Source organism: Sphingomonas olei, assembly GCF_045369765.1.
Lineage (GTDB): Bacteria > Pseudomonadota > Alphaproteobacteria > Sphingomonadales > Sphingomonadaceae > Sphingomonas > Sphingomonas panaciterrae.
The window spans coordinates 210509-231635 of record NZ_JBIQEU010000004.1; the positions used below are offsets into that span (position 1 = coordinate 210509).

The following is a 21127-nucleotide window of genomic DNA, read 5'->3' on the forward strand; positions in this document are numbered from 1 at the left end:
GTTTACCCCGCGGCGCGACGCATTACATGCGGGGCATGAACAAGGTCCGCGACAATCGTGCCGAACAGGAATTCGAACTGGACGTCGGCGGCCATCGCGCGCTGGCCGCCTATCAGCGCGAGGGCGAGCGGATCGTCTTTACCCATACGCACGTCCCGGCAGAGATCGAGGGGCGGGGCGTTGCATCCAAGCTGATCCGCGCCGCGCTGGACAGCGCGCGCGACCAGGGGCTGAAGGTGGTGCCGCAATGCACGTTCGTGGCGGCATTCATCCGCCGGCATCCCGAATATCGCGATCTGGTCGCCTGATCGGGCGCGCCCGACAACAGATCAATAGTAGATCAGTCGGCGGTTTCGACCTCCGCCGCCTGCCGCTCGCTCGCCTGACGCGCCCATAGTTCGGCATAGGTGCCGCCCGCGCGGAGCAATTCGTCATGCGTGCCCTGTTCGGTCACACGGCCGGCCTCAAGCACGACGATCTTGTCAGCGTGGACGACAGTCGAAAGGCGGTGGGCGATGACGATGGTGGTGCGACCACGCTCGATCGCCTCCAGCGTCGCCATGATGTCCGCTTCCGTCCGGCTGTCGAGTGCCGAGGTCGCCTCGTCGAGGATCAGGACCGGCGGGTTCTTGAGCAGGGTGCGGGCGATCGCCACGCGCTGCTTTTCGCCACCCGAAAGCTTCAGCCCACGCTCGCCGACGCGCGTGTCATAGCCGCCGGGCTGCGCCTCGATGAAGCCGGCGATCGCCGCCCCGCGCGCGGCGGCGCGGATATCGGCGTCGTCGGCGCCTTCACGGCCGTAGGCGATGTTGTAGCCGATCGTGTCGTTGAACAGCACCGTATCCTGCGGCACGATGCCGATCGCGCTGCGCAGGCTGGCCTGGGTGACCGTGGCGATATCCTGCCCGTCGATGGTGATGCGGCCGCCGGTCAGATCGTAGAAGCGATACAGCAGCCGCGCGAGCGTCGACTTGCCGGCGCCGGACGGGCCGACGACCGCAACGGTGCTGCCGGCCGGAATGTCGAGCGTGATGCCCTTCAGGATATCGCGCCCGGGCTCATAGCCGAAGCGGACATCCTCGAAGCGCAGATGCCCCGGGCCGACGCGGAGCGGGCGGGCGCCAGGGGGATCGACCACCTCCGACGGGGTGTCGACCAGATCGAACATCGCGCCCATGTCGATCACGCCCTGGCGGATCGTTCGATAGACCATGCCGAGGAGGTCGAGCGGGCGGAACAGCTGCGACAGCAGCGTCGAGACGAGCACCACGTCGCCGGCGGAGAAGCGGCCGTCAGACCAGCCCCATACGACAAAGGCCATGCCAGCGCCGAGCATCAGATTGGTGATCGCGGCCTGGCCGATATTGAGCCAGGCGAGGCTGTTTTCGGACTTCACCGCGGCGGTGGCATAGGCCTGCATCGCGGCATCGTAGCGGCGGGCCTCCCGATCCTCGGCGCCGAAATATTTCACCGTTTCGAAGTTCAGCAGCGAATCGACCGCGTGGGCGACCGCGCCGGTGTCGAGATCGTTCATCCGCTGGCGCAGGCTGGCGCGCCAGTCGGTCACCTTTCGGGTGAAACAGATGTAGACGACCACCATCACCAGGGTGCCGGCAACGAGCGGCCAGCCGAACTTCACCCAGAAGATGCCGAGCACCAGCGTCAGTTCAAGGATGGTGGGCGCGATGTTGAACAGGAGGAAGTAGAGCATCGTATCGATGCTCTTGGTGCCGCGTTCGACGACCTTGGTGACCGCGCCGGTGCGCCGTTCGAGATGGAAGCGAAGCGACAGATCATGGAGGTGGCGGAACACCTGGCTGGCGAGGCGGCGTGTCGCCTCCTGCCCGACACGTTCGAACACCGTGTTGCGCAGATTGTCGAACAGCGTGGTGCCGAACCGCGCCGCGGCGTACCCCACGACGAGCAGCACCACGAGCATCGCCGGCGAGCGGGGCAGCGTGGCCATGCCGTCCACCGCGCCCTGAAGCGCGAAGGGCGCGCCATAGACCTGGACCAGTTTCGACATGAGGACGAGCAGCATCGCGCCGGCGACGCGCAGCTTCATGCCCGGCGCGTCGGATGGCCAGAGATAGGGGAGGAAGCGGCGCAGCGTCGGGCCGAGCGGACGCTCGGCGCTGTTCCCGGTCGGGTCGAGGGGTGGCATTGTTGCTTATGTCGGGGCACGGAGCGGCGCGTGCAATGGGGTGGCGCGCGGTTGATGCGCAGGAGCCGTCACCCCGCGACGATGCGGGGTGACGGCGCTGACGCTACGGTGACCCGGGCGCGTTACCTTGCGGCGGATCGGGTGGAGCCAAGACCCTTCACATGATTGGCACCATGGCGGATTTCCGCGGTGGAGCCCTGCAGCGCGTCGCCGATCGGCTCGGCACGGCCGCCGAGGCAGGGGGCGAGGAAATTTTCCGTCACCGCGTTGAACGCGATGTTGTTCACCGGCCGGGCAAAGCCATGGCCCTCGTCCGGGAAGACGACATAGGTGACGGGGATGTTCTTCGCCTTCATTGCATCGACGATCTGATCGCTTTCGCGCACGTTGACGCGCGGATCGTTGGCGCCCTGGCCGATCAGCAGCGGCTTCTTGATCTTGTCCGCGGCGAAGAGCGGCGAGCGTTCCTTGAGGATTGCCTGACCCTCCGGCGTCGTCGGATCGCCCATGCGGCGATACATCTGCTGCTTACCCGCCTCCCAATAGGCCGGGATCGAGGCGAGCAGGGTGTTGAGGTTCGACGGGCCGACGATGTCGACGCCGCACGCGAAGGTATCGGGCGTGAAGGCGAGGCCGGCGAGCGTCGCATAGCCGCCGTAGGAGCCGCCCATGATCGCGACCTTGTCCTTGGTCGTCACGCCCTGCGCGACAGCCCAGTCGACCGCGTCGAGCAGGTCGTCGTGCATCTTCTTGCCCCATTCCATGTTCCCGGCGGCAAGGAACTTCTTGCCGAAGCCGGTGGAGGCGCGGAAATTGACCGAGAGCACCGCATAGCCGCGGTTCGCGAGCCACTGGTGATAGCTGTTATAGCCATAGCCATCGCGGCCCCACGGCCCGCCATGGACGAACAGCACCATCGGGACGGGCTTGTCAGCCTTGCCATCGCCGTTCGCGTCGACGCCCTTGGGCAGCGTCAGGTACGAGACGAGATCGAGCCCGTCGCGCGACTTGATCACCGTGGGGATCATCGGCACGAGCGGAGCGCCGACCAGCGCCGACCAGCGCCGGGCGTGAGACATAGAGCTGCTTCAGGGTCTTTGCCTTGCGATCATAGACCCAGGTGGAGGCGGGGGCGGACACCGGATCGAAGGCGACGAGCCATTTGTCGTCGGCATCAGTGCGGCTGGTGATCGTGAACTCACCCTTGTTCTGCGCCTTGAGGAAGGCGAGATCTGCCTTCACCGCCTCGCCGACGGGCACATATTCGTTCTTGAGATAATCCGCGCGATAAGCCTCGATCACGCCGGTTTTAGGATTGAACAGGGCGTCGGCGAGATCGACGCGCGGGTCCTCGGCGATCAGCGTCATCTTGCCACTGGCATCCTGTGCCATGAGCGCACCGGTGTTACGATCACGCGAGTCCGCCCAGTAGATCGTCTTGCCATCGGTGGTGAAGCCGATCGCACCGGTCGTCGCGCTATCGTCAAGGCCATAAGAGACGATCGGGGTGGCTTCTGCCTTGCCGTCCACGATCCTGAACCAGTCGTCGCCGCCATCGGCGCGCGGGCGAGAGCCGATGCGGATGTTTAGCTGATCGTCGGCCATGAAGCCGGCATAGCCATCGTTCTGCATCACCAGCGTCAGCTTGCCGGTCTTGAGGTCGAGGCTGTGGACATCATGCCAGCGGGGATCGCGATTGTTGAGGCCGATGAGGACGCGGTCCTTGATCGTCCTGCTTTGGCCGTACGGGATCACGCGAACCTTCTCGAACGGCGTGTAATCGCGCGCCTCGCCTCCCACGACGGGAACGCCATAGAGCCGGAAATTCTCGTCACCGCCCTTGTCGTTGACGAACAGCACCTGGCTCGAATCCGGTGCCCAGAAGGTCTGGCGGATCGGGCGGGTCTTCTCCGCGGTCAGCGGCTTGGCCGCGGCGGGATTGTCAGCCGGGGCGACCCAGACGTTGAGCACGCCATCGCGCGGGGCGATGAAGCTGATCCACCGGCCGTCGGGCGACAGCTGACCGCCGGTCTTCTCCGGATTGCCGAACAATTTGGTGCGCTCGATCAGCGGCGCCGCCACCTGCGTCCGGGTGGCTGATGGTCCCGCGGCGACAGCCGCCGCCGCCAGTGCGATGCCTGTTGCCCCCAACAGCAATTTTGTCGCGATACGCATGTTGATTCTCCCCCTGAGCTATTGGCCGACTGTGTCATGCGCATAGGACACCGGCAAGCGCAAACGGAACAGTTTGAAGGCCTTGCGGGTTTCAGCAGGGAGTGGAGGCGATGATGCAACCGATCTATTTCGTACTGGCGATCATGGGCTGCGGGGACGATCAGTCCGGCTGCGCAGAGGCGCGGATCGACCCGGTTCGCTATTCCACCGTGCAGCAATGCCAGGCCGCGGCGCCAGCGGCGCTGGCGCGTAATACGGACCTGATGTTCCCGGTGATCAGCGCGGCGTGCCGCGCGAGCGGACCCCGGTGGGTTGCCAAGGACAAGGGGCAGCCGAAGGGCTGATTGCGCCGTTAGGGCGCCTAGCGCCCGGTCAGTTCTGCGAAATAGATGGAATCAGAAAGGGCGCCGGTCGATCGACCGGCGCCCTTCTGGTTTATTCGACGGCGACCTTGGCCTTGCCGCCCTTGCGCTTCGGCTTCTTGGGCGCCGCGCCGACGATCTCGAACGTCAGCGCATTGTCCTTCAGCTTCACCACGACCTCGCCGCCATGGACGAGCTTGCCGAACAGCAGCTCCTCGGCCAGCGGCTGCTTGATCTTCTCCTGGATCAGGCGGCCCATCGGGCGCGCGCCATAGAGCTTGTCATAGCCCTTGGTGGTGAGCCACTGGCGCGCCTCGTCGTCGAGCTTGATGTGGACGTCACGGTCCGCCAGCTGGAGTTCCAGCTGAAGGATGAACTTGTCCACCACGCGCGCGACCACTTCGGTCGGCAGGTAGCTGAACGGCACGATGGCATCGAGGCGGTTGCGGAATTCCGGCGTGAACAGCCGCTGCACGGCCTGCTCGTCCTCACCCTCGCGGGAAAGATTGCCGAAGCCCAGCGTCTCGCGTGCCATGTCGGACGCGCCCGCATTGGTCGTCATGATCAGGATGACGTTGCGGAAATCGACCGTCTTGCCGTGCTGGTCGGTCAGGCGGCCGTTGTCCATCACCTGAAGCAGGATGTTGAACAGGTCCGGATGCGCCTTCTCGATCTCGTCGAGCAGCAGCACGCAATGTGGGTTCTGATCGACCGCGTCGGTCAGCAGGCCGCCCTGGTCGAACCCGACATAGCCCGGAGGGGCACCGATCAGCCGGCTGACCGAATGGCGCTCCATATATTCGGACATGTCGAACCGCTGCAGCGGGATGCCCATGATCGTCGCAAGCTGCTTGGCAACCTCGGTCTTGCCGACGCCGGTGGGGCCGGTGAAGAGATAATTGCCGATCGGCTTTTCCGGATCGCGCAGGCCAGCGCGTGACAGCTTGATCGCCGAGGCGAGGTTCTCGATCGCCTTGTTCTGGCCGAACACGACGCGCTTCAGGTCCGTCTCGAGCGTTTCAAGCACCTTCTTGTCGTCGGTCGACACGCTCTTCGGCGGGATGCGGGCCATGGTCGCGATGACCTGCTCGATCTCCTTGGGCGTGATCGTCTTCTTGCGCTTCGACGGCGCCACCAGCATCTGCATCGCCCCGACTTCGTCGATCACGTCGATCGCCTTGTCGGGCAGCTTGCGGTCGTTGATGTAACGCGCCGACAGTTCCACGGCCGACTTGATCGCGTCGGGCGTGTATTTGACGTCATGATGGCTCTCGAACGCCGAGCGCAGGCCGGCGAGGATCTTGATCGTATCCTCGATCGTCGGCTCGTTCACGTCGATCTTCTGGAACCGGCGCAGCAGCGCGCGATCCTTTTCGAAGTGGTTGCGGAACTCCTTGTACGTCGTGGAGCCGATGCAGCGGATCGTGCCGCCCGACAGCGCCGGCTTCAGCAGGTTCGACGCATCCATCGCGCCGCCGCTGGTCGCGCCGGCACCGATCACGGTGTGGATCTCGTCGATGAAGAGCACCGCATGCGGCATCTTCTCGAGCTCATTGACGACCTGCTTCAGCCGTTCCTCGAAATCGCCGCGATAGCGCGTGCCGGCGAGCAGCGCGCCCATGTCGAGCGAATAGATGACGGCGGGCTTCAGCACGTCGGGCACGTCGCCCTCGACAATCTTGCGCGCGAGGCCTTCCGCAATGGCCGTCTTGCCAACGCCCGGATCGCCCACATAGAGCGGGTTGTTCTTCGACCGGCGGCACAGGATCTGCACCGTGCGATCGACCTCCGGGCCGCGACCGATCAGCGGATCGACCTTGCCGTTACGCGCCTTTTCATTGAGGTCGACGGTGAACTGCTTGAGCGCGCTTTCACCCTTGCCGGCCTTCTCGGCTGGCTTCTTCTCTTCCTTGTCCTCGGCTCCCTTGGGCGTCGCGGCTTCCGGCGCGGACACGCCCTTGCCGACGCCGTGGCTGATGTAGCTGACGGCATCGAGGCGGCTCATGTCCTGCTGTTGCAGGAAATAAACGGCATAGCTTTCGCGTTCGGAGAACAAGGCGACCAGCACGTTCGCGCCGGTTACTTCATCGCGACCGGAGGACTGGACGTGCAGGATCGCGCGCTGGACGACGCGCTGGAAACCGCTGGTGGGAGAGGGATCGGTCTGCTGGTCGACCTTCAGCGCGCCAAGCTCGGTATCGAGATAATGCGCGACGGTAGTCTTGAGTTCGCCAAGGTCGACGCCGCACGCGGCCATCACCTGGCTGGCATGCTCGTCATCGACGAGCGCGAACAGCAGGTGTTCGAGCGTGGCATATTCATGGCGCCGGGACGACGCGGCCTCGAGTGCCTTGTGCAGCGTGGTCTCGAGAGCGCTGGCAAAGGATGGCATTCAGGATACTCCAACCGGGCAGCAGGCAGGCGCCTGGCCCTTTCTCACCATGTCGTGATTGCGGCGGCCGTCATCAAGAAGCGCAGCCAGGGACCGGCAGGTGGCGTGGCGCCGGGCGGGTGCCCGCCCGGTCATCGCTTGAACAAGGCGTCCGCAGAGGCGCGCGTGTTCGACGCCAGCTCGATCTTGCGCCGGCTGCGGGCGATTTCGCCCTCCAGCGCCGTGATTCGCGCCTCCAGCTCGGCAACCGAGAGGCGATCGAGATCCTCGCGCACCAGGGCGGTCAGCGGATCGTCGGGCCGGGACCCGAGGATATCATCCAGATCCATAGCCCCCATCGTTGACCGCTGCGGGTGCGAAGTCAATAAGGCGCGCATAGTCCGAATGAGGGGGGACGCGAATGTACATCATTCCGGCGACAATGCGGGCGATCGATCCCGAAGCGCCCGGTGGGCCAGAGGTGCTGCAGATCGTGGAGCGTCCGGTCCCCGCCGTGCAGCCGGGCGAAGTGCTGATCCGCGTCGCCGCGGCCGGGGTGAACCGCCCCGACGTCATGCAGCGCAAGGGCGCCTATCCGCCGCCGCCGGGCGCACCCAGCATCTTCGGGCTGGAGGTGTCGGGCACGGTCGTCGCGCTGGGCGAGGGGGTTCACCAGCTGATGGTCGGGCAGCCGGTCTGCGCGCTGGTCGCCGGGGGCGGCTATGCCGATTATGTGACGGCGCCCGCCGGCCAGTGCCTGCCGGTGCCCGAGCTGCTGTCGATGGAAGAAGCGGCGGCGATGCCGGAAACGCTGTTCACCGTGTGGACCAATTTGTTCGAGCGGGCCTATGCCTCCGAGGGGGATACGGTGCTGGTGCATGGGGGCACGAGCGGCATCGGGACGATGGCGATTTCGCTGTGCAACATCTTTGGCATCACCATCATCGTCACCGCCGGATCGGACGAGAAGGTCGCGGCGGCCAAGGCGTTGGGGGCGGATCATGCGATCAATTACAGGACCGAGGATTTCGTCGAGCGGGTGAAGGAGATCACCGGCGGCGCAGGCTGTGCCGCGGTGCTCGACATGGTGGGCGGCGACTATGTTGCCCGCAATCTCAAGTGCTTGGCGCCGGACGGGCGGCATGTCTCGATCGCGGTGCAGGGCGGCGCGAAGGCGACGATCCCAATTTTCGAGGTGATGATGAAGCGGCTGACGCTGACCGGATCCACGCTGCGGGCGCGCGACAATGCGTTCAAGGCGATGGTCGCGGACGAGCTGGCGCGCAACGTCTGGCCGCATGTCGAGGCGGGGCGGCTGAAGCCGGTGATGGACAAGGCGTTCCCGCTGGAACAGGCGGCGGACGCGCATCGCCGGATGGAAGCCGGCGATCATGTGGGCAAGATCGTCCTGACGATGGGCTAGTCCCGGCCGCCCTTCGGAGAAGATCGGCCGATTTGCGCGGCGAGCCGGCCAGCAGCGATTTCGGGGGTCGATTTGTCCGTGTCGCGATCGACCTGGTGATTGGCGGCGCGCATCATCGCCGGGGTGATCGCGCCGATCAGCGGGCGCAGCGCATCGGCAAAGCGCGCGTCGCCGGCGCGGCGCGGTGAGACCAACAGAATCGCGTCATAGCCCGGAATCGCACCGCGCGGATCGGGCAGCACGACCAGATCGTCGGCGGCGATCCGGCCGTCGGAGGAAAAGGCGCTGATCACATCCGCCCGGCCGCTGGCCAGCGCGCGATACATGAAGGTCGGGCTGTAGGGCGTCGCGGCGGCGAAGCGCATCGGATAGGCGCGGCGGATCGCGGCCCATTCGGCGCGGTCGAGGAATTCGAGGTCGGCGCCGAGCCGTAGCCGGGGCGACTGGCGCGCCAGATCGTTCAGGTCGGCGATGCCGCGCCGCGCCGCATCCTCCCGCTTCATCGCAAAGGCATAGGCGTTTTCGAAGCCGAGCGGGCCGAGCAACGTCACCTGATGCTGCCGGCGTGCCCAGTCGCCGATCGCGCGCACCTGCTGATCGCGCGACGGGGTGTCGCTGCGCTTCATCTCACCGGTCCAGATCGTGCCGGCATAATCGACATAGACGTCGATCGCGCCGCTCTTGAGCGCGCCGAAGGCGACCGCAGAGCCGAGCCCGTCGCGATAGTCGACGGCATAGCCCGCGTCGCGCAGCCGATCGCCGATCAGCCGGGCGAGGATGAATTGTTCGGAGAAGTTCTTCGCGCCGACGACCACCCGATCCTGATCGCTGCGCCACAAAGGCGCGGCGGCGGCGATAGTCGCGGCGACGATCAGCCCGAGCGACAGGGCCGCCAGCCAGCGGCGGCGATGCGCGATGCCCCATTCGGACAGGCCGAGCAGCGCGTCGGTGGCGAGCGCCAGCGCGGCGGAGGCGATGCACCCCGCCAGCACCAGCGGCCAGGATTGCGTCTGAAGCCCGGCGAAGATGAGGTCGCCGAGGCTCGGCTGACCGACCGTGGTGGAAAGGGTCGCCGCGCCGATCGTCCACACCGCGGCGGTACGCACCCCCGCCATCACCATCGGCAGGACCAGCGGTGCCTCCACCAGCCGGCGTTTCTGCCAGCCGGTCATGCCGATGCCGTCCGCAGCCTCGATCACTGCCGGGTCGAGGCCCTGGAGCCCGGTGACGACGTTCCGCAGGATCGGGAGGATGGCGTAGAGTGTGAGCGCCAGAACCGAGGGGAGGAAGCCGAGCGCGGGCAGGCCGCCGATCCACAGGAGTATGGGATAGAAAAGCGCGAGCAGCGCGAGGCTGGGGATCGTCTGGACGAGGCTGGCGGCACCCAGCGCGATCCGCGCCGCAGTGGGCCGGCGCGCGGACCAGAAGCCGAGCGGCACCGCGATGAGGATGCCGGCGGCGAGCGCCGTCATCGCGAGCAGGAAGTGCTGCGCGGCGAGATCGGGGACGCGCGCCCAGGCGTCGCTCATCGCGCGAGGCCCGCGAGGCGAAGCGCCTGATCGCGGGGGACGGCGACCAGCGCCTGCGCCTGTTCACCGCCGCCGCCGGCGAGAAGCGCGGCGGGTGTTTCGTCGGCGATGATCCGGCCGTGATCCATCACCAGGACTCGATCGGCGAGGAGCAGCGCCTCCGCCATGTCATGCGTGACCATGATGGTGGTGAGGCCGAGCCGGCGGTGCAGCGCCTGCACCGCGTCGCCCAGCGCGCTGCGGGTGATCGGATCGAGCGCGCCGAACGGTTCGTCGAGCAGCAGCAGCTGCGGCCCGGTGACGAGCGCGCGGGCGACGCCGACGCGCTGGCGCTGCCCGCCGGAGAGCGCGTCGGGCAGCCGGCTGCCGAGCGCGCTCGGCAGATCGACGAGGTCGAGCATCTCGCCCACGCGCGCCTCGCGCTGCTCGCGCGCCGCACCCTGGCCGGCGATGCGCAGCGGCAGGGCGATATTCTCCGCCACGGTTAGGTGCGGGAAGAGGCCGACGTTCTGGAACACATAGCCGATCGCGCGGCGCAGGCGGTGCGAGGCCTGATCGCGGACATCATGGTCGCCCAGCGTGACATGGCCGGCGGTCGGCTCAACCAGCCGGTTGATCATCTTCAGCAAGGTCGATTTGCCCGATCCCGAGCTGCCGACCAGTGCGACGAAGCTGCCGCCGGCGATGGTGAGCGTCACCTCGTCGACCGCTGCGCTCCCCCCGGCGTAGTGTTTCGCGATGCGGTGGAAAGCCACCGCCGGGCCGGATAAGTCCAGGGACATCGGCCGGGAGGATGCGGGATGCCGCCACCGGCGTCAAACATGAGGGGTGAGAGATGAAGGCGATCCTGATCACCGGCGGGGGTTCCGGCATCGGCCGGGCGGTGGCGCAATTGTTCGCCGATCGGGGATGGCGCGTCGGGCTGGCCGATCGCGACAGCGCGGGGCTGAAGGAGACGGCGGCGCTGCTGCCGGCGGAGAGCACCAGCTGTCACGTCATGGACGTGCGATCGCCAGAGGATTGGGAGGAAGTGCTGGCCGAGTTCGCGCAGCTGAGTGGCGGGCGGCTGGACGTGCTGTTCAACAATGCCGGGGTCGCGGTGGGCGGGCCGTTCGGCGCGGCGGGACTGGAGGAGATCGATCGGGCGGTCGACGTCAACCTGAAGGGCGTGCTGTATGGCGCGCGCATGGCCTATCCGTTTCTGGCGGCGACGCCGGGATCGTGCCTGCTCAACACCGCGTCGGCCGCGGGCATCTATGGCACGCCGGGGGCGGCGGTCTATTCGGCGACCAAGTTCGCGGTGCGCGGGCTGACCGAGGCGCTGGACGGCGAATGGGCGGCGGACGACATTCGCGTGCGCAGCCTGATGCCGGGCTTCATCGACACGCCGCTGCTGCAGGCCGGGGTCGGCGGATCGAACCGCAGCGTGCGCGAGACGGTGGTCGAGGCGGGGCTGGAGTTCACGCCGGTGGAAACGGTCGCCGAGGCCGCGTGGGAAGCGGTGCATGGCGGGCGCGTCCACACGCTGGTCGGCAAGACCGCGCGGCGACTGTCGTTCGCGTCGCGGTGGATGCCGGGATCGCTGCGCAAGCGGATGCGGGGCGGGCGGGCGCTTTGACGGGCTGACGGGGTGCGGCAAGCGGGCGCCGTGCGTTCAGACCGGCGGACGATGCGTTGCGATACGTGCTGGCGCTTGCTGCTGTCCGCTGGGTGACCAGCGGGGCACGAAACCGGCGGTAGCTCGGCGGCGGGCGCTCAGCTCGCCCTCTTCGGTTTGCGCGGCTTGGGGGTTGGCAGTTCAGCGGCGGTCAGGCGCAGCAATTCGCCGAGCCATTCGGCGTCATCCCATCGATCGGCTTCGATCAGCAAGTTCGGCTTGGCGCCCGGATAGGGCGGCGCTTCCGACACCGGCGCGGCATGGCGGCGACCGGATGCGGTGGGCTTCAGGTAGAGCTGATCGTCGCAGACCGTGCCGATCATCTTGCCATCGAGGTAGAGGCCGTATTCGCCGAACATCGGCCTGGCCGAGACCGTCCCCGCACCGGCAGCCTGTTCGAGCAGATGTTCAATCGTGCGGTGCTGCGTGGCCATCGGAGCCAGCGTAACAGACCCATATCGCGGGGAACAGGGCGCGGGCGCTGACAGCGGGCTTCTACTCGCCAATGGTGCTTTTGTTGAGGAGCACGTCGAGGCGATAGACGTGCGCCGGGCGGGTGAGGAGGTCGTTCATGCGGGCATTGTCGCGGAAGATGTCGCCGCCGCCACCCGCGACATGCGCGTCGCGGGCCGCGATGGTGGGGAATGCCTCGAAGATGCCGAACACCTGCGGCGAATAGCGCACCGCGAACCACGGGTCGGTCCCCGGTTCGCCGAGGACGCAGCCGTAGATGTCGCGGAGCATATCGACGACCGCGTCTTCCTTGCCGGGCCTTGCCTCGATGTGAATGTAGAAGGCCTTGTGCCCGTCCGCGCCGTTCTCGCCGGTCAGGATGACGCCGCGATGCGGGGCGTCCGCGATGGGATGGTGGTGGGGAATGGGACCGGGAACGGTGGCCGGATCCTCCGGGCGGGCTGAGGGTGGCGTTGGGCTTGTCATGCGCGATCTTCCGACAGTGGCCGGACCGGGTCCGTCGCCGTTGAAGCTATGCGGTGAACGGGTCTGCCACCATTGCGAAGGTGCGCGGTACCTTTCACTTTTTGCAAGGCTGCGCCGCTGCTACCTTGGTCGGCGATGCACCTGCCTGCGCCCCGCACCCTTCAGGCGTTCGTCGCCGCGGCGCGACTGGGCAGCCTTGCGGCGGCCAGTACCCGAGTGGCGATGTCGGTGCCGGCGCTGTCGCGGCGCCTCGCTGCGCTGGAGAAGGCGTTGGGCGTCCGCCTGTTCGAGCGTCTTCCCCGCGGTGTCGTGCTGACGGATGCTGGCGAACGCTACCTGGTGCATGCGGTCGCCATCCTCGAGCGGCTTGAGGTCGCCGCCGCCGAGGTGCGGCAGGATCCGGCGATCGTGCGGGTCACGACGATCCCGTCGCTGGCCACACGATGGCTGTTGCCGCGCCTGCCCGATTTCACCGCGCGCAATCCCGACATCCATGTCGATGTTCGCACCTCGATTACATTCGAGCGGCTCGACGGGGGTGAGTACGACCTGGCGATCCGCCTCGCGCCCGACGCCGAGATGGCGATGGCGCCGTTGCTGCCGATCCATCTCTTGCCGGTGTGGAGCGCGGGTCATTCGTTCGCGATCAGGCAACCCGCGGATATTCTGCGCCATGTGCTGCTGGGGCCGGATCACCGGCCGGAATTCTGGCAGGAGTGGCTCGGCGGCGTTGGTTTGGACAGGTCGGCGGCGCGCATCCGAGGGATCGATCCGCTGCTGCTGTACGAGCATGCCGTCAGCGGTGCCGGCGTCGCGATCGGGATCGAGCCGTTGGTATCGGGTCTGCTGAACGATGGCCGGCTGACGGGATTGGCCACGCACCGGCTGCGATCGGCGCGCAGTTTCTTCCTGCTGGAGCCGCTTAGGCCGTCGACCCGCGCGGGGTGCCTCTTGCGCGACTGGCTGTGGCGCCAGGCGCACGGCTGAGCGGGGGGCTTGGGGGCGGGGCGGCCGGCCCCGCCGTTGATCAGCCGATTAGCAGGCCGGCGAGGGCGGCGGAGAGGAGGTTGGCGAGGCTGCCGGCGAGGAGCGCGCGGATGCCGAGCTTGGCGATCATCGGCCGCTGGTTGGGCGCGAGGTTGCCGGTCACCGCCATCTGGATCGCGATCGAGGAGAAATTGGCGAAGCCGCACAAGGCAAAGGTGACGATCGCCACGGTGCGCTCGGACAGCTCACCGGCCTGGCGGCCGAGGTCGATGTACGCGACGAACTCGTTCAGCACGATCTTCTGGCCGAACATGCCGCCCGCGCGCAGTGCCTCGTCCCATGGCACGTTGATGAGGAACATCACCGGCGCAAAGGCATAGCCGAGGATCTGCTGGAAGCTGAGATCGGGATAGCCGAACAGGCCGCCGATGCCCCCGAGGATGCCGTTGGCGAGCGCAACCAGCGCGACGAACGCCAGCACCATCGCGCCGACCGCGACGGCGAGGCGCACGCCGGTCTGTGCGCCCTGTGCGGCGGCCATGATGATGTTGGCGGGTGCCTCCTCGTCATGCGTCGCCTGCGGCATGGGTTCGCCGGGCGCGAGCTCGTTCGGGAGCGCGGCGATGTTGGCGCCGGCGAGCCGTGCCTCGGAGACCTGGATCTCGCGGTCAGCGTCGGGCAGGTCGCCGAGCGGCAGTTCGCCCTCCGGCGGCACGGTGCGGTCCGGCATGATGATCTTGGCCATCAGGATGCCGGCCGGCGCGGCCATGAAGCTGGCGGCGAGGAGATAGTCGATGCGGATGCCCATCGAGGCATAGGCGGCGAGGATCGTGCCCGCGACGCCGGCCATGCCGCTGGTCATCACGGTGAAAAGCTGCGGCGGGGTGAGGCCGGCGAGGTAGGGGCGGATGACGAGCGGCGATTCGGACTGGCCGACGAAGACGTTGGCCGCCGCGCACAGGCTTTCCACCTTGGAGACGCCGATCACCTTTTCCAGCGCGCCGCCCAGCCAGCGGACGACGAACTGCATGATGCCGAGATAATAAAGGATCGAAACGAGGCTGGCGAAGAAGATGATCACCGGCAGCGCGGCGATCGCGAAGCTGTTGCCGCCGATCTCAGGCGAGGCGAGCGGGCCGAACAGGAAGTCGACGCCCGCCTTGGCATAGCCCAGCAGGTTCGAGACGCCCGCCGACATGGTGGCGAGCACGCGCTTGCCCCAGTCGACGTAGAGCACCATCACTGCGATGCCGACCTGAAGCGCAAAGGCGCTGAGCACGACGCGGGGACGGATGGCGCGCCGGTCGGTCGACAAGGCCACGGCCAGCGCAAGGATCACCAGAATACCGGCGATACCGATCAGAAAACGGCTCAACTGCAACTCATCCCCGCTACGGGCGGAGCTTGCCGCCTGATCACTTTTCGCGCGCTATCATAGGGAAAAGGCAGGCGGTTCGACAAGCAGTCAACCGCGCGGAAGGACAGGATTCCTGCAACAACGCCCTTTTACCGGCGCGCTGCACGATGTACCGGCGGCCGATGGAATCCCGCGCTCCCGCGCCGATCGCGCGCTCGCTCTTTGCCTTCTCCATCTTCTATGGCGGCATGGTCTGCATTGCCGGGGTGCTGGGCAACAAGCAGGTCGCGCTCGGGCCGCTGGCGGTGGAGGCGGGGATCTTCGCCTTCCTCCTGCTGGTGGTGACGTCGAGCGCGATCGCGGAGCTATATGGGCGGCAGATCGCGAACCGGCTCGTGCAGCTGGGCTTCATCCCGCTGATCGTGTCGCTGTTCCTGACGCTGGTCGTGCTGGCGGTGCCCGCGTCGCCGGCGATGGAGCCGGAGCGACTGAGCGCGTTCGAGCTGATGATGACGGGCACGCCGCGCATCTGGCTGGGCGGGATCGTCGCCTATGGCACGTCGCAGACGCTGAACGTCACCATCTTTGCCGCGCTGAAGGGGCGTGAGGGCGGGCGGTTCCTGTGGTTGCGCGCGGCGATCGCGAGCGTCCTGTCGCAGGTGCTGGACAGCCTGTTGTTCGTCACCATCGCCTTTTACGGCGTGTTCCCGATCGGCGAGCTGATGATGGGGCAGATCATTGCGAAGGTGGTGCTGTCGATCGTGCTGGTGCCGCCGCTGATCTACGCCTTCGTCGCGCTGGGCCGGCGGCTCGACCGGCGGGCCTGAAGGCGACTGCCGCTGGCCGACGCCAGCGGCAGTGCCGACTTTCGCGCGCAGGGCGATATGATTAAGGGCACCGCCATGAACGATCATACGCCCGCGCCCGAACTGCTCGCGAAAGCCGAAACGCTCGTGGAGGCGCTCCCCTATCTGCAGCGCTATGCCGGCGCGACATTCGTGGTGAAATATGGCGGGCACGCCATGGGCGACCCCGAGGCGCAGCGCGATTTCGCCGAGGATGTGGTGCTGATGAAGGCCGTCGGGATCAACCCGGTGGTGGTGCACGGCGGCGGGCCGCAGATCGGGTCGATGCTGAAGCGGCTGGGCGTCGAGTCGCGCTTCGTCGACGGGCTGCGCGTCACCGATGAGGAAACCGCGCAGATCGCCGAAATGGTGCTGGCGGGATCGATCAACAAGCAGATCGTGTCCTGGATCGCGGCGGCCGGCGGCCGTGCGGTGGGGATTTCCGGCAAGGACGCCGGGCTGGTGCAGGCCGAGAAGGTCGGCCGCAGCGAGCCCGACCAGTTGCAAGGGATCGAGCGCAAGGTGGACCTGGGCTTCGTCGGGGAGCCGGTGGCGGTCGACCGGCGGATCATCGACACGCTGAGCCGCGACGGGATCATCCCCGTTATCGCGCCGATCGGCATCGGTGCCGACGGCCACACGTACAACATCAACGCCGACACGATGGCGGGTGCGATTGCGTCGGCGCTGGGGGCCAAGAGGTTCTTCCTGTTGACCGACGTCGCGGGCGTGCTCGACAAGCAGGGGCAGCTGGTCACCGACCTGACGCCCGACGACGTCGCCGGACTGCGCGCCGACGGCACGATCTCGGGCGGCATGATCCCCAAGCTGGAGACGTGCGTGGCGGCGGTCCAGTCCGGCGTCGACGCGGCGGTCGTTCTGGACGGGCGGGTGCCCCACGGTATGCTGCTGGAAATCTTCACGCGGCGCGGTGCGGGTACATTGATCCGCCGGGCTTGATCGCGACTGGCGCGATGCCCAACTGTGCTATCGTAATGACACACCCGAACGGAGACCGCCCTTGCTGATGCTAACCCTCGTCCAGATCCTGCAGGTGCTGCTGAACGTGGTGTGGTGGGTCATCATCATCCAGTTCGTCCTGTCGCTGCTGGTGACGTTCAACGTCGTCAATATGCAGTCGAACTTCGTCCGTTCGCTCTACATGGGCCTCGATAAGCTGACCGAGCCAATGTACCGCCCCATTCGCCGCATCCTGCCGCAGACCGGCGGGATCGATTTCGCGCCGGCCGTGGTGCTGATCGGGATCGCCATCCTGACGATCATCCTGAACAACGTCGCCGCCAGCGTGGTGATGGGCGGCGTCTGAGCGCCTGGCGCCCGGTTCCCGAAGGGCTGGCGATCGCGGTCAGGGTAACGCCGCGCGCCTCGAAGGAGGTGCTGGCAGCGGGAACCGATGAACATCTGGCGGCGCGGGTCTGCGCGCCGCCGGTCGACGGTGCGGCCAATGAAGCGGTGATCGCGCTGGTCGCCAAGACATTCGGGGTGCCGCGCAGCGCCGTTCGGCTGGTCGCCGGCGAGACCGCGCGGATCAAGCGGCTTTTGCTCAGCGGCGACAGCGACATGCTGGCGCGGCGCGCGGCGAGCCTCTATGGCGCTCAACCATGACGGCACGGATCATCGACGGAAAGGCCTTCGCGGCGGATGTGCGCGCGCAGGTGGCAGAAGGCGTGGCTCAGGTCGCCCGCGAAGCCGGGCGCAAGCCGGGGCTGGCCGTGGTGCTGGTCGGCGAGGATCCGGCGTCGGCGGTTTATGTCCGGTCCAAGGGCAAGGCCACGGTCGCGGCGGGGATGGAGAGCATCGAGCATCGCCTGCCGGCCGATACGAAGCAGGACATGCTGGAGCGGCTGGTCGACCAGCTGAACGCCAATCCGGCGGTGGACGGCATCCTCGTGCAGCTGCCGCTGCCGGGGCATCTCGATGAAAGCGCGATCATCACGCGCATTGATCCCGACAAGGACGTCGACGGTTTTCACCCGGTGAACGCCGGGCGGCTGGCGACCGGCCTGCCGGGATTCGTGCCCTGCACGCCTTATGGCTGCCTGTTGCTGCTGCGCGATGTGCTGGGGGATTTGAGCGGCAAGGACGCGGTGGTGATCGGCCGGTCCAACATCGTCGGCAAGCCGATGGCGCAATTGCTGATCGGCGACAGCTGCACCGTGACGGTCGCCCATTCGCGCACCCGCGACCTGCCGGCGGTGGTGAAGCGCGCCGACATCGTCGTCGCGGCGGTCGGCCGTGCCAAGATGGTGAAGCCCGACTGGATCAAGCCGGGCGCGACGCTGATCGATGTCGGCATCAACCGCACCGACGAGGGGCTGGTCGGCGATATCGACCCGGCCTGCGCCGAAGTGGCAGGCGCGATGACGCCGGTGCCGGGCGGCGTCGGCCCGATGACGATCGCGGTGCTGCTGCGCAATACGCTGGTATCCGCGGCGCGGCGCGAGGGAATCACGCTGGCTAAGCCAATCTGATGCCGGCGGCCGTGCGGCGGCATGCATCACTAGACGCCTGGAGGATCTGCCTGGGGGGGCATCATCATGGTTGAGCTGTTCATCTCCTCCTTCATCACGTTTTTCGTGATCATCGATCCGCCGGGCTGCGCGCCGATCTATGCCGGGCTGACCGGCGACGCCTCGGCGGTGCAGCGCCGGTCGATGGCGATGCGCGCCGTCGGCGTGGCGACGATCATCCTCCTCGTCTTTGCGCTGTTCGGCGAGGAATTGCTGAAGGGGCTGGGGATCGAGCTGGCCTCGTTCCAGATCGCCGGCGGCATCATGCTGTTCCTGATCGCGCTGGAAATGGTGTTCGAGAAGCGCACCCAGCGCCGCGAGGATCGTGCCGCCGCCGTCGCGGCGCAAGAGGTGGAGGATGTGTCGATCTTCCCCATGGCGATGCCGATGATCGCGGGACCCGGATCGATCGCCAGCGTCATGCTGCTGATGAGCGGCAGCAACGGCCTGAACCAGTCGCTGGTCGTGTTCGCGGCGCTGGGATCGGTGCTGCTGCTCACGCTGGCCGCGCTGATCGCCGCCGGGCCGCTGATGCGGCTGATGGGGCACAAGATGGAGGCGGTTATCACGCGCCTTCTGGGCGTGCTGCTGGCCGCGCTGGCGGTGCAGTTCGTGATCGACGGGGTGCAGGCGCAGCTGGGCTGACCCGGCACCCCGGTCGCCGCGCGCCCGGCAATCGCGCCGCCGCGGGGTTTACCAAGACGGTTGCCAATCATCACCTTCAGCGGCCATCAGGCTCAAAAAAGGAGATGATGCATGGTCGAGCCGCAGCTGTACGCCGTTCCGGAACACTGGGCGGCCAATGCGAAAGTGGATCGTGCCGGCTATGAGGCGATGTATGCCGCCGCGGCCGCCGATCCCGACGCTTACTGGCTGGAGCAGGCGAAGCGGCTGGACTGGATCAAGGCGCCGACGGTGGCGGGTGACTGGTCGTTCGACGAGGATGATTTCCACATCGAATGGTTCAAGGACGGCGTGCTCAACGTCTCCGTGAATTGCATCGACAGGCATTTGCCCGAGCGCGCCGATCAGGTCGCGATCATCTGGGAGCCGGACGTGCCGGAGGAGGAGCCGCGCCGCTTCACCTATCGCCAGGTGCACGAAGAGGTCGGGCGGTTCGCCAATGTCCTGAAGGCGCAAGGGGTGCGCAAGGGCGACCGGGTGACCGTGTACCTGCCGATGATCCCGGAGGCGGCCTTTGCCTTGCTCGCCTGCGCGCGGATCGGGGCGATCCATTCGGTGGTGTTCGGCGGCTTTTCCCCCGACGCGCTCGCCGGGCGCATCCAGGATTGCGATTCAAAGCTGGTCATCACCGCCGATGCCGGGCGGCGTGGCGGCAAGCGCATCGCGCTGAAGGCCAATGTGGACGCGGCGGCTGCGCGCGCGCCGAGCCTGGAGCGCGTGATCGTCATCAAGGTGACCGGCGACGACGTGCCGATGCACGACCGCGACATCTGGTATCATGAGGCGGCGGCCGAGGTGTCGAGCGAATGCGCGCCCGAGGCGATGAACGCGGAGGACCCGCTGTTCATCCTCTATACCTCCGGTTCGACGGGGAAGCCCAAGGGGGTGCTGCACACCACGGGCGGCTATCTGCTGTGGGCGAGCTACACCCATGACCTGGTGTTCGACCATCGGCCCGAGAATGTCTTCTGGTGCGCGGCCGACATCGGCTGGGTCACCGGGCATACCTATGTCGTCTATGGCCCGCTGGCGAATGGCGCGACGACGCTGATGTACGAGGGGCTGCCCAACTGGCCCGATGCGAGCCGCATCTGGCAGGTGGTCGACCGCCACCAGGTGCACACGGTGTTCACCGCGCCGACCGCGCTGCGATCGCTGATGAAGGAGGGCGACGCGCCGGTGAAGGCGACCAGCCGCGCGAGCCTGAGGCTGCTGGGCACGGTGGGCGAGCCGATCAATCCGGAGGCATGGCGCTGGTACCATCAGGTGGTGGGTGAGGGGCGCTCACCGATCGTCGATACCTGGTGGCAGACCGAGACGGGCGGCGCGCTGATCGCACCGCTGCCGGGCGCGACCGACCTGAAGCCGGGATCGGCGACCAAACCCCTGCCGGGCGTCCATCCGCAGCTGGTCGACGAAAGCGGCGCGGTGCTGGACGGTGCGGTGAGCGGCAACCTGTGCATCACCGCGAGCTGGCCGGGGCAGATGCGCACCGTCTGGGGGGACCATGAGCGGTTCTTCCAGACCTATTTCACGACCTACCGCGGCAAATATTTCACGGGCGACGGCTGCCGCCGCGACGAGCATGGCTATTATTGGATCACCGGGCGGGTCGACGACGTGCTCAACGTCTCCGGCCACCGCATGGGGACGGCAGAGGTGGAAAGCGCGCTGGTGCTTCATCCCAAGGTCGCCGAGGCGGCTGTGGTCGGGATGCCGCACGACGTGAAGGGGCAGGGCATCTACGCTTATGTCACGCTGAATTCGGGCGAGGAGCCGTCCGAGGATCTGACCGCCACGCTGCGTGCATGGGTGCGCAAGGAGATCGGGCCGATCGCGACGCCCGACGCGATCCAGTTCGCCCCCGGCCTGCCCAAGACGCGCAGCGGCAAGATCATGCGGCGCATCCTGCGCAAGATCGCGGAGGGCGAGGTCGACAGCCTGGGCGACACGTCGACGCTGGCCGACCCCGCGGTGGTCGACGACCTGGTGGCGAACCGGCAGCGATGAGGGCGACGCGGGGCCGGTTTTCGGCCGGGCCGGCGGGTGTCCCGGAGCGGCAAACAGGCGGCGATTGGGGAGCGTTTCCCGCGCCGTCGCAGC

At 67.2% G+C, this 21127-nt stretch carries 22 protein-coding genes; 12 read left to right on the forward strand and 10 right to left on the reverse strand.

Going from position 1 to position 21127, the window contains the following annotated elements; all coding sequences use genetic code 11:
• The first annotated feature begins 35 nt into the window (after nt 1-35).
• Nucleotides 36-308 carry a GNAT family N-acetyltransferase gene (locus tag ACH0BU_RS07320; protein WP_046408459.1) on the forward strand — a complete coding sequence of 91 codons (273 nt, stop codon included), beginning with the start codon at nt 36-38 and terminating at the stop codon, nt 306-308.
• Nucleotides 309-340: 32 nt separating this feature from the next.
• Here the strand turns inward: ACH0BU_RS07320 and ACH0BU_RS07325 are convergent, their stop codons facing one another.
• From ACH0BU_RS07325 to ACH0BU_RS07335, 3 genes are all read right to left on the reverse strand, one after another.
• On the reverse strand, nt 341-2164 hold the full coding sequence (locus ACH0BU_RS07325) for an ABCB family ABC transporter ATP-binding protein/permease (protein ID WP_296222290.1): 1824 nt from the start codon (nt 2162-2164) through the stop codon (nt 341-343).
• A 122-nt stretch (nt 2165-2286) separates the two neighbouring features.
• Nucleotides 2287-3180 (reverse strand): alpha/beta hydrolase family protein, encoded by an 894-nt coding sequence (locus tag ACH0BU_RS07330; RefSeq protein WP_296222291.1) that lies wholly within the window; start codon nt 3178-3180, stop codon nt 2287-2289.
• Entirely contained in the window at nt 3095-4339 is a 1245-nt protein-coding gene (locus ACH0BU_RS07335) for a hypothetical protein (protein WP_500263886.1), read from the reverse strand. Before ACH0BU_RS07335 ends, ACH0BU_RS07330 begins: the two co-directional genes overlap by 86 nt.
• Nucleotides 4340-4449: 110 nt before the next feature.
• On the opposite strand from ACH0BU_RS07335, the gene ACH0BU_RS07340 reads away from it, so the two are divergent.
• Entirely contained in the window at nt 4450-4683 is a 234-nt protein-coding gene (locus tag ACH0BU_RS07340) for a hypothetical protein (protein ID WP_241212575.1), read from the forward strand.
• A gap of 91 nt (nt 4684-4774) precedes the next feature.
• Here ACH0BU_RS07340 and clpA read toward each other — a convergent pair whose 3' ends face one another.
• Nucleotides 4775-7093 (reverse strand): ATP-dependent Clp protease ATP-binding subunit ClpA, encoded by a 2319-nt coding sequence (clpA, locus tag ACH0BU_RS07345; RefSeq protein WP_314470792.1) that lies wholly within the window; start codon nt 7091-7093, stop codon nt 4775-4777.
• Nucleotides 7094-7224: 131 nt separating this feature from the next.
• Nucleotides 7225-7422: a DUF1192 domain-containing protein gene (locus tag ACH0BU_RS07350; protein ID WP_046408360.1), complete on the reverse strand. Its 198-nt coding sequence runs from the start codon at nt 7420-7422 to the stop codon at nt 7225-7227.
• A gap of 71 nt (nt 7423-7493) precedes the next feature.
• Between ACH0BU_RS07350 and ACH0BU_RS07355 the strand changes: the two genes are divergently transcribed.
• A complete protein-coding gene (locus ACH0BU_RS07355; protein ID WP_296221562.1) occupies nt 7494-8495 on the forward strand; it encodes an NAD(P)H-quinone oxidoreductase in 1002 nt (333 codons plus the stop codon).
• Here the strand turns inward: ACH0BU_RS07355 and ACH0BU_RS07360 are convergent.
• Nucleotides 8492-10024, reverse strand: a complete 1533-nt coding sequence (locus ACH0BU_RS07360; protein ID WP_500263887.1) for an ABC transporter permease/substrate-binding protein — start codon at nt 10022-10024, stop codon at nt 8492-8494. The genes ACH0BU_RS07355 and ACH0BU_RS07360 overlap by 4 nt on opposite strands.
• Complete coding sequence (locus ACH0BU_RS07365) at nt 10021-10806, reverse strand: ATP-binding cassette domain-containing protein (RefSeq protein WP_500263888.1); 786 nt, start codon at nt 10804-10806, stop codon at nt 10021-10023. The genes ACH0BU_RS07360 and ACH0BU_RS07365 overlap by 4 nt, the downstream gene beginning before the upstream one ends.
• Nucleotides 10807-10859: 53 nt before the next feature.
• Between ACH0BU_RS07365 and ACH0BU_RS07370 the strand changes: the two genes are divergently transcribed.
• A complete protein-coding gene (locus ACH0BU_RS07370) occupies nt 10860-11642 on the forward strand; it encodes an SDR family oxidoreductase (RefSeq protein ID WP_296221568.1) in 783 nt (260 codons plus the stop codon).
• Between the two features lie 137 nt (nt 11643-11779).
• On the opposite strand, the gene ACH0BU_RS07375 is transcribed toward ACH0BU_RS07370, so the two are convergent.
• Both ACH0BU_RS07375 and ACH0BU_RS07380 read right to left on the reverse strand, forming a co-directional pair.
• On the reverse strand, nt 11780-12115 hold the full coding sequence (locus ACH0BU_RS07375) for a TfoX/Sxy family protein (protein WP_145120482.1): 336 nt from the start codon (nt 12113-12115) through the stop codon (nt 11780-11782).
• A gap of 61 nt (nt 12116-12176) precedes the next feature.
• The gene (locus tag ACH0BU_RS07380) at nt 12177-12620 is read right to left on the reverse strand and encodes a putative quinol monooxygenase (protein ID WP_296221571.1); all 444 of its coding nucleotides are present in this window, start codon (nt 12618-12620) and stop codon (nt 12177-12179) included.
• 135 nt (nt 12621-12755) lie between these two features.
• Here ACH0BU_RS07380 and ACH0BU_RS07385 point away from each other — a divergent pair, with 135 nt between their 5' ends.
• Complete coding sequence (locus ACH0BU_RS07385; RefSeq protein ID WP_296221573.1) at nt 12756-13607, forward strand: LysR family transcriptional regulator; 852 nt, start codon at nt 12756-12758, stop codon at nt 13605-13607.
• Between the two features lie 40 nt (nt 13608-13647).
• Here the strand turns inward: ACH0BU_RS07385 and ACH0BU_RS07390 are convergent, their stop codons facing one another.
• Nucleotides 13648-14982: a NupC/NupG family nucleoside CNT transporter gene (locus tag ACH0BU_RS07390; protein WP_046408452.1), complete on the reverse strand. Its 1335-nt coding sequence runs from the start codon at nt 14980-14982 to the stop codon at nt 13648-13650.
• 164 nt (nt 14983-15146) lie between these two features.
• Here ACH0BU_RS07390 and ACH0BU_RS07395 point away from each other — a divergent pair, with 164 nt between their 5' ends.
• The 7 genes from ACH0BU_RS07395 to acs all read left to right on the forward strand — a co-directional run bounded on the left by ACH0BU_RS07395 (nt 15147) and on the right by acs (nt 21034).
• Nucleotides 15147-15791, forward strand: a complete 645-nt coding sequence (locus tag ACH0BU_RS07395; RefSeq protein ID WP_314472315.1) for a queuosine precursor transporter — start codon at nt 15147-15149, stop codon at nt 15789-15791.
• Nucleotides 15792-15866: 75 nt separating this feature from the next.
• Nucleotides 15867-16769 (forward strand): acetylglutamate kinase, encoded by a 903-nt coding sequence (gene argB, locus ACH0BU_RS07400; RefSeq protein ID WP_046408451.1) that lies wholly within the window; start codon nt 15867-15869, stop codon nt 16767-16769.
• A gap of 67 nt (nt 16770-16836) precedes the next feature.
• Nucleotides 16837-17136 carry a YggT family protein gene (locus ACH0BU_RS07405; RefSeq protein WP_314472320.1) on the forward strand — a complete coding sequence of 100 codons (300 nt, stop codon included), beginning with the start codon at nt 16837-16839 and terminating at the stop codon, nt 17134-17136.
• Between the two features lie 68 nt (nt 17137-17204).
• On the forward strand, nt 17205-17435 hold the full coding sequence (locus ACH0BU_RS07410) for a DUF167 domain-containing protein (protein WP_231621879.1): 231 nt from the start codon (nt 17205-17207) through the stop codon (nt 17433-17435).
• Nucleotides 17432-18301, forward strand: a complete 870-nt coding sequence (gene folD / locus ACH0BU_RS07415) for a bifunctional methylenetetrahydrofolate dehydrogenase/methenyltetrahydrofolate cyclohydrolase FolD (RefSeq protein ID WP_296222824.1) — start codon at nt 17432-17434, stop codon at nt 18299-18301. The genes ACH0BU_RS07410 and folD overlap by 4 nt, the downstream gene beginning before the upstream one ends.
• Before the next feature lie 66 nt (nt 18302-18367).
• The gene (locus ACH0BU_RS07420) at nt 18368-18985 is read left to right on the forward strand and encodes a MarC family protein (protein WP_296222825.1); all 618 of its coding nucleotides are present in this window, start codon (nt 18368-18370) and stop codon (nt 18983-18985) included.
• 111 nt (nt 18986-19096) lie between these two features.
• Nucleotides 19097-21034: an acetate--CoA ligase gene (gene acs / locus ACH0BU_RS07425; protein WP_500263889.1), complete on the forward strand. Its 1938-nt coding sequence runs from the start codon at nt 19097-19099 to the stop codon at nt 21032-21034.
• The last annotated feature ends 93 nt before the right edge of the window (nt 21035-21127 follow it).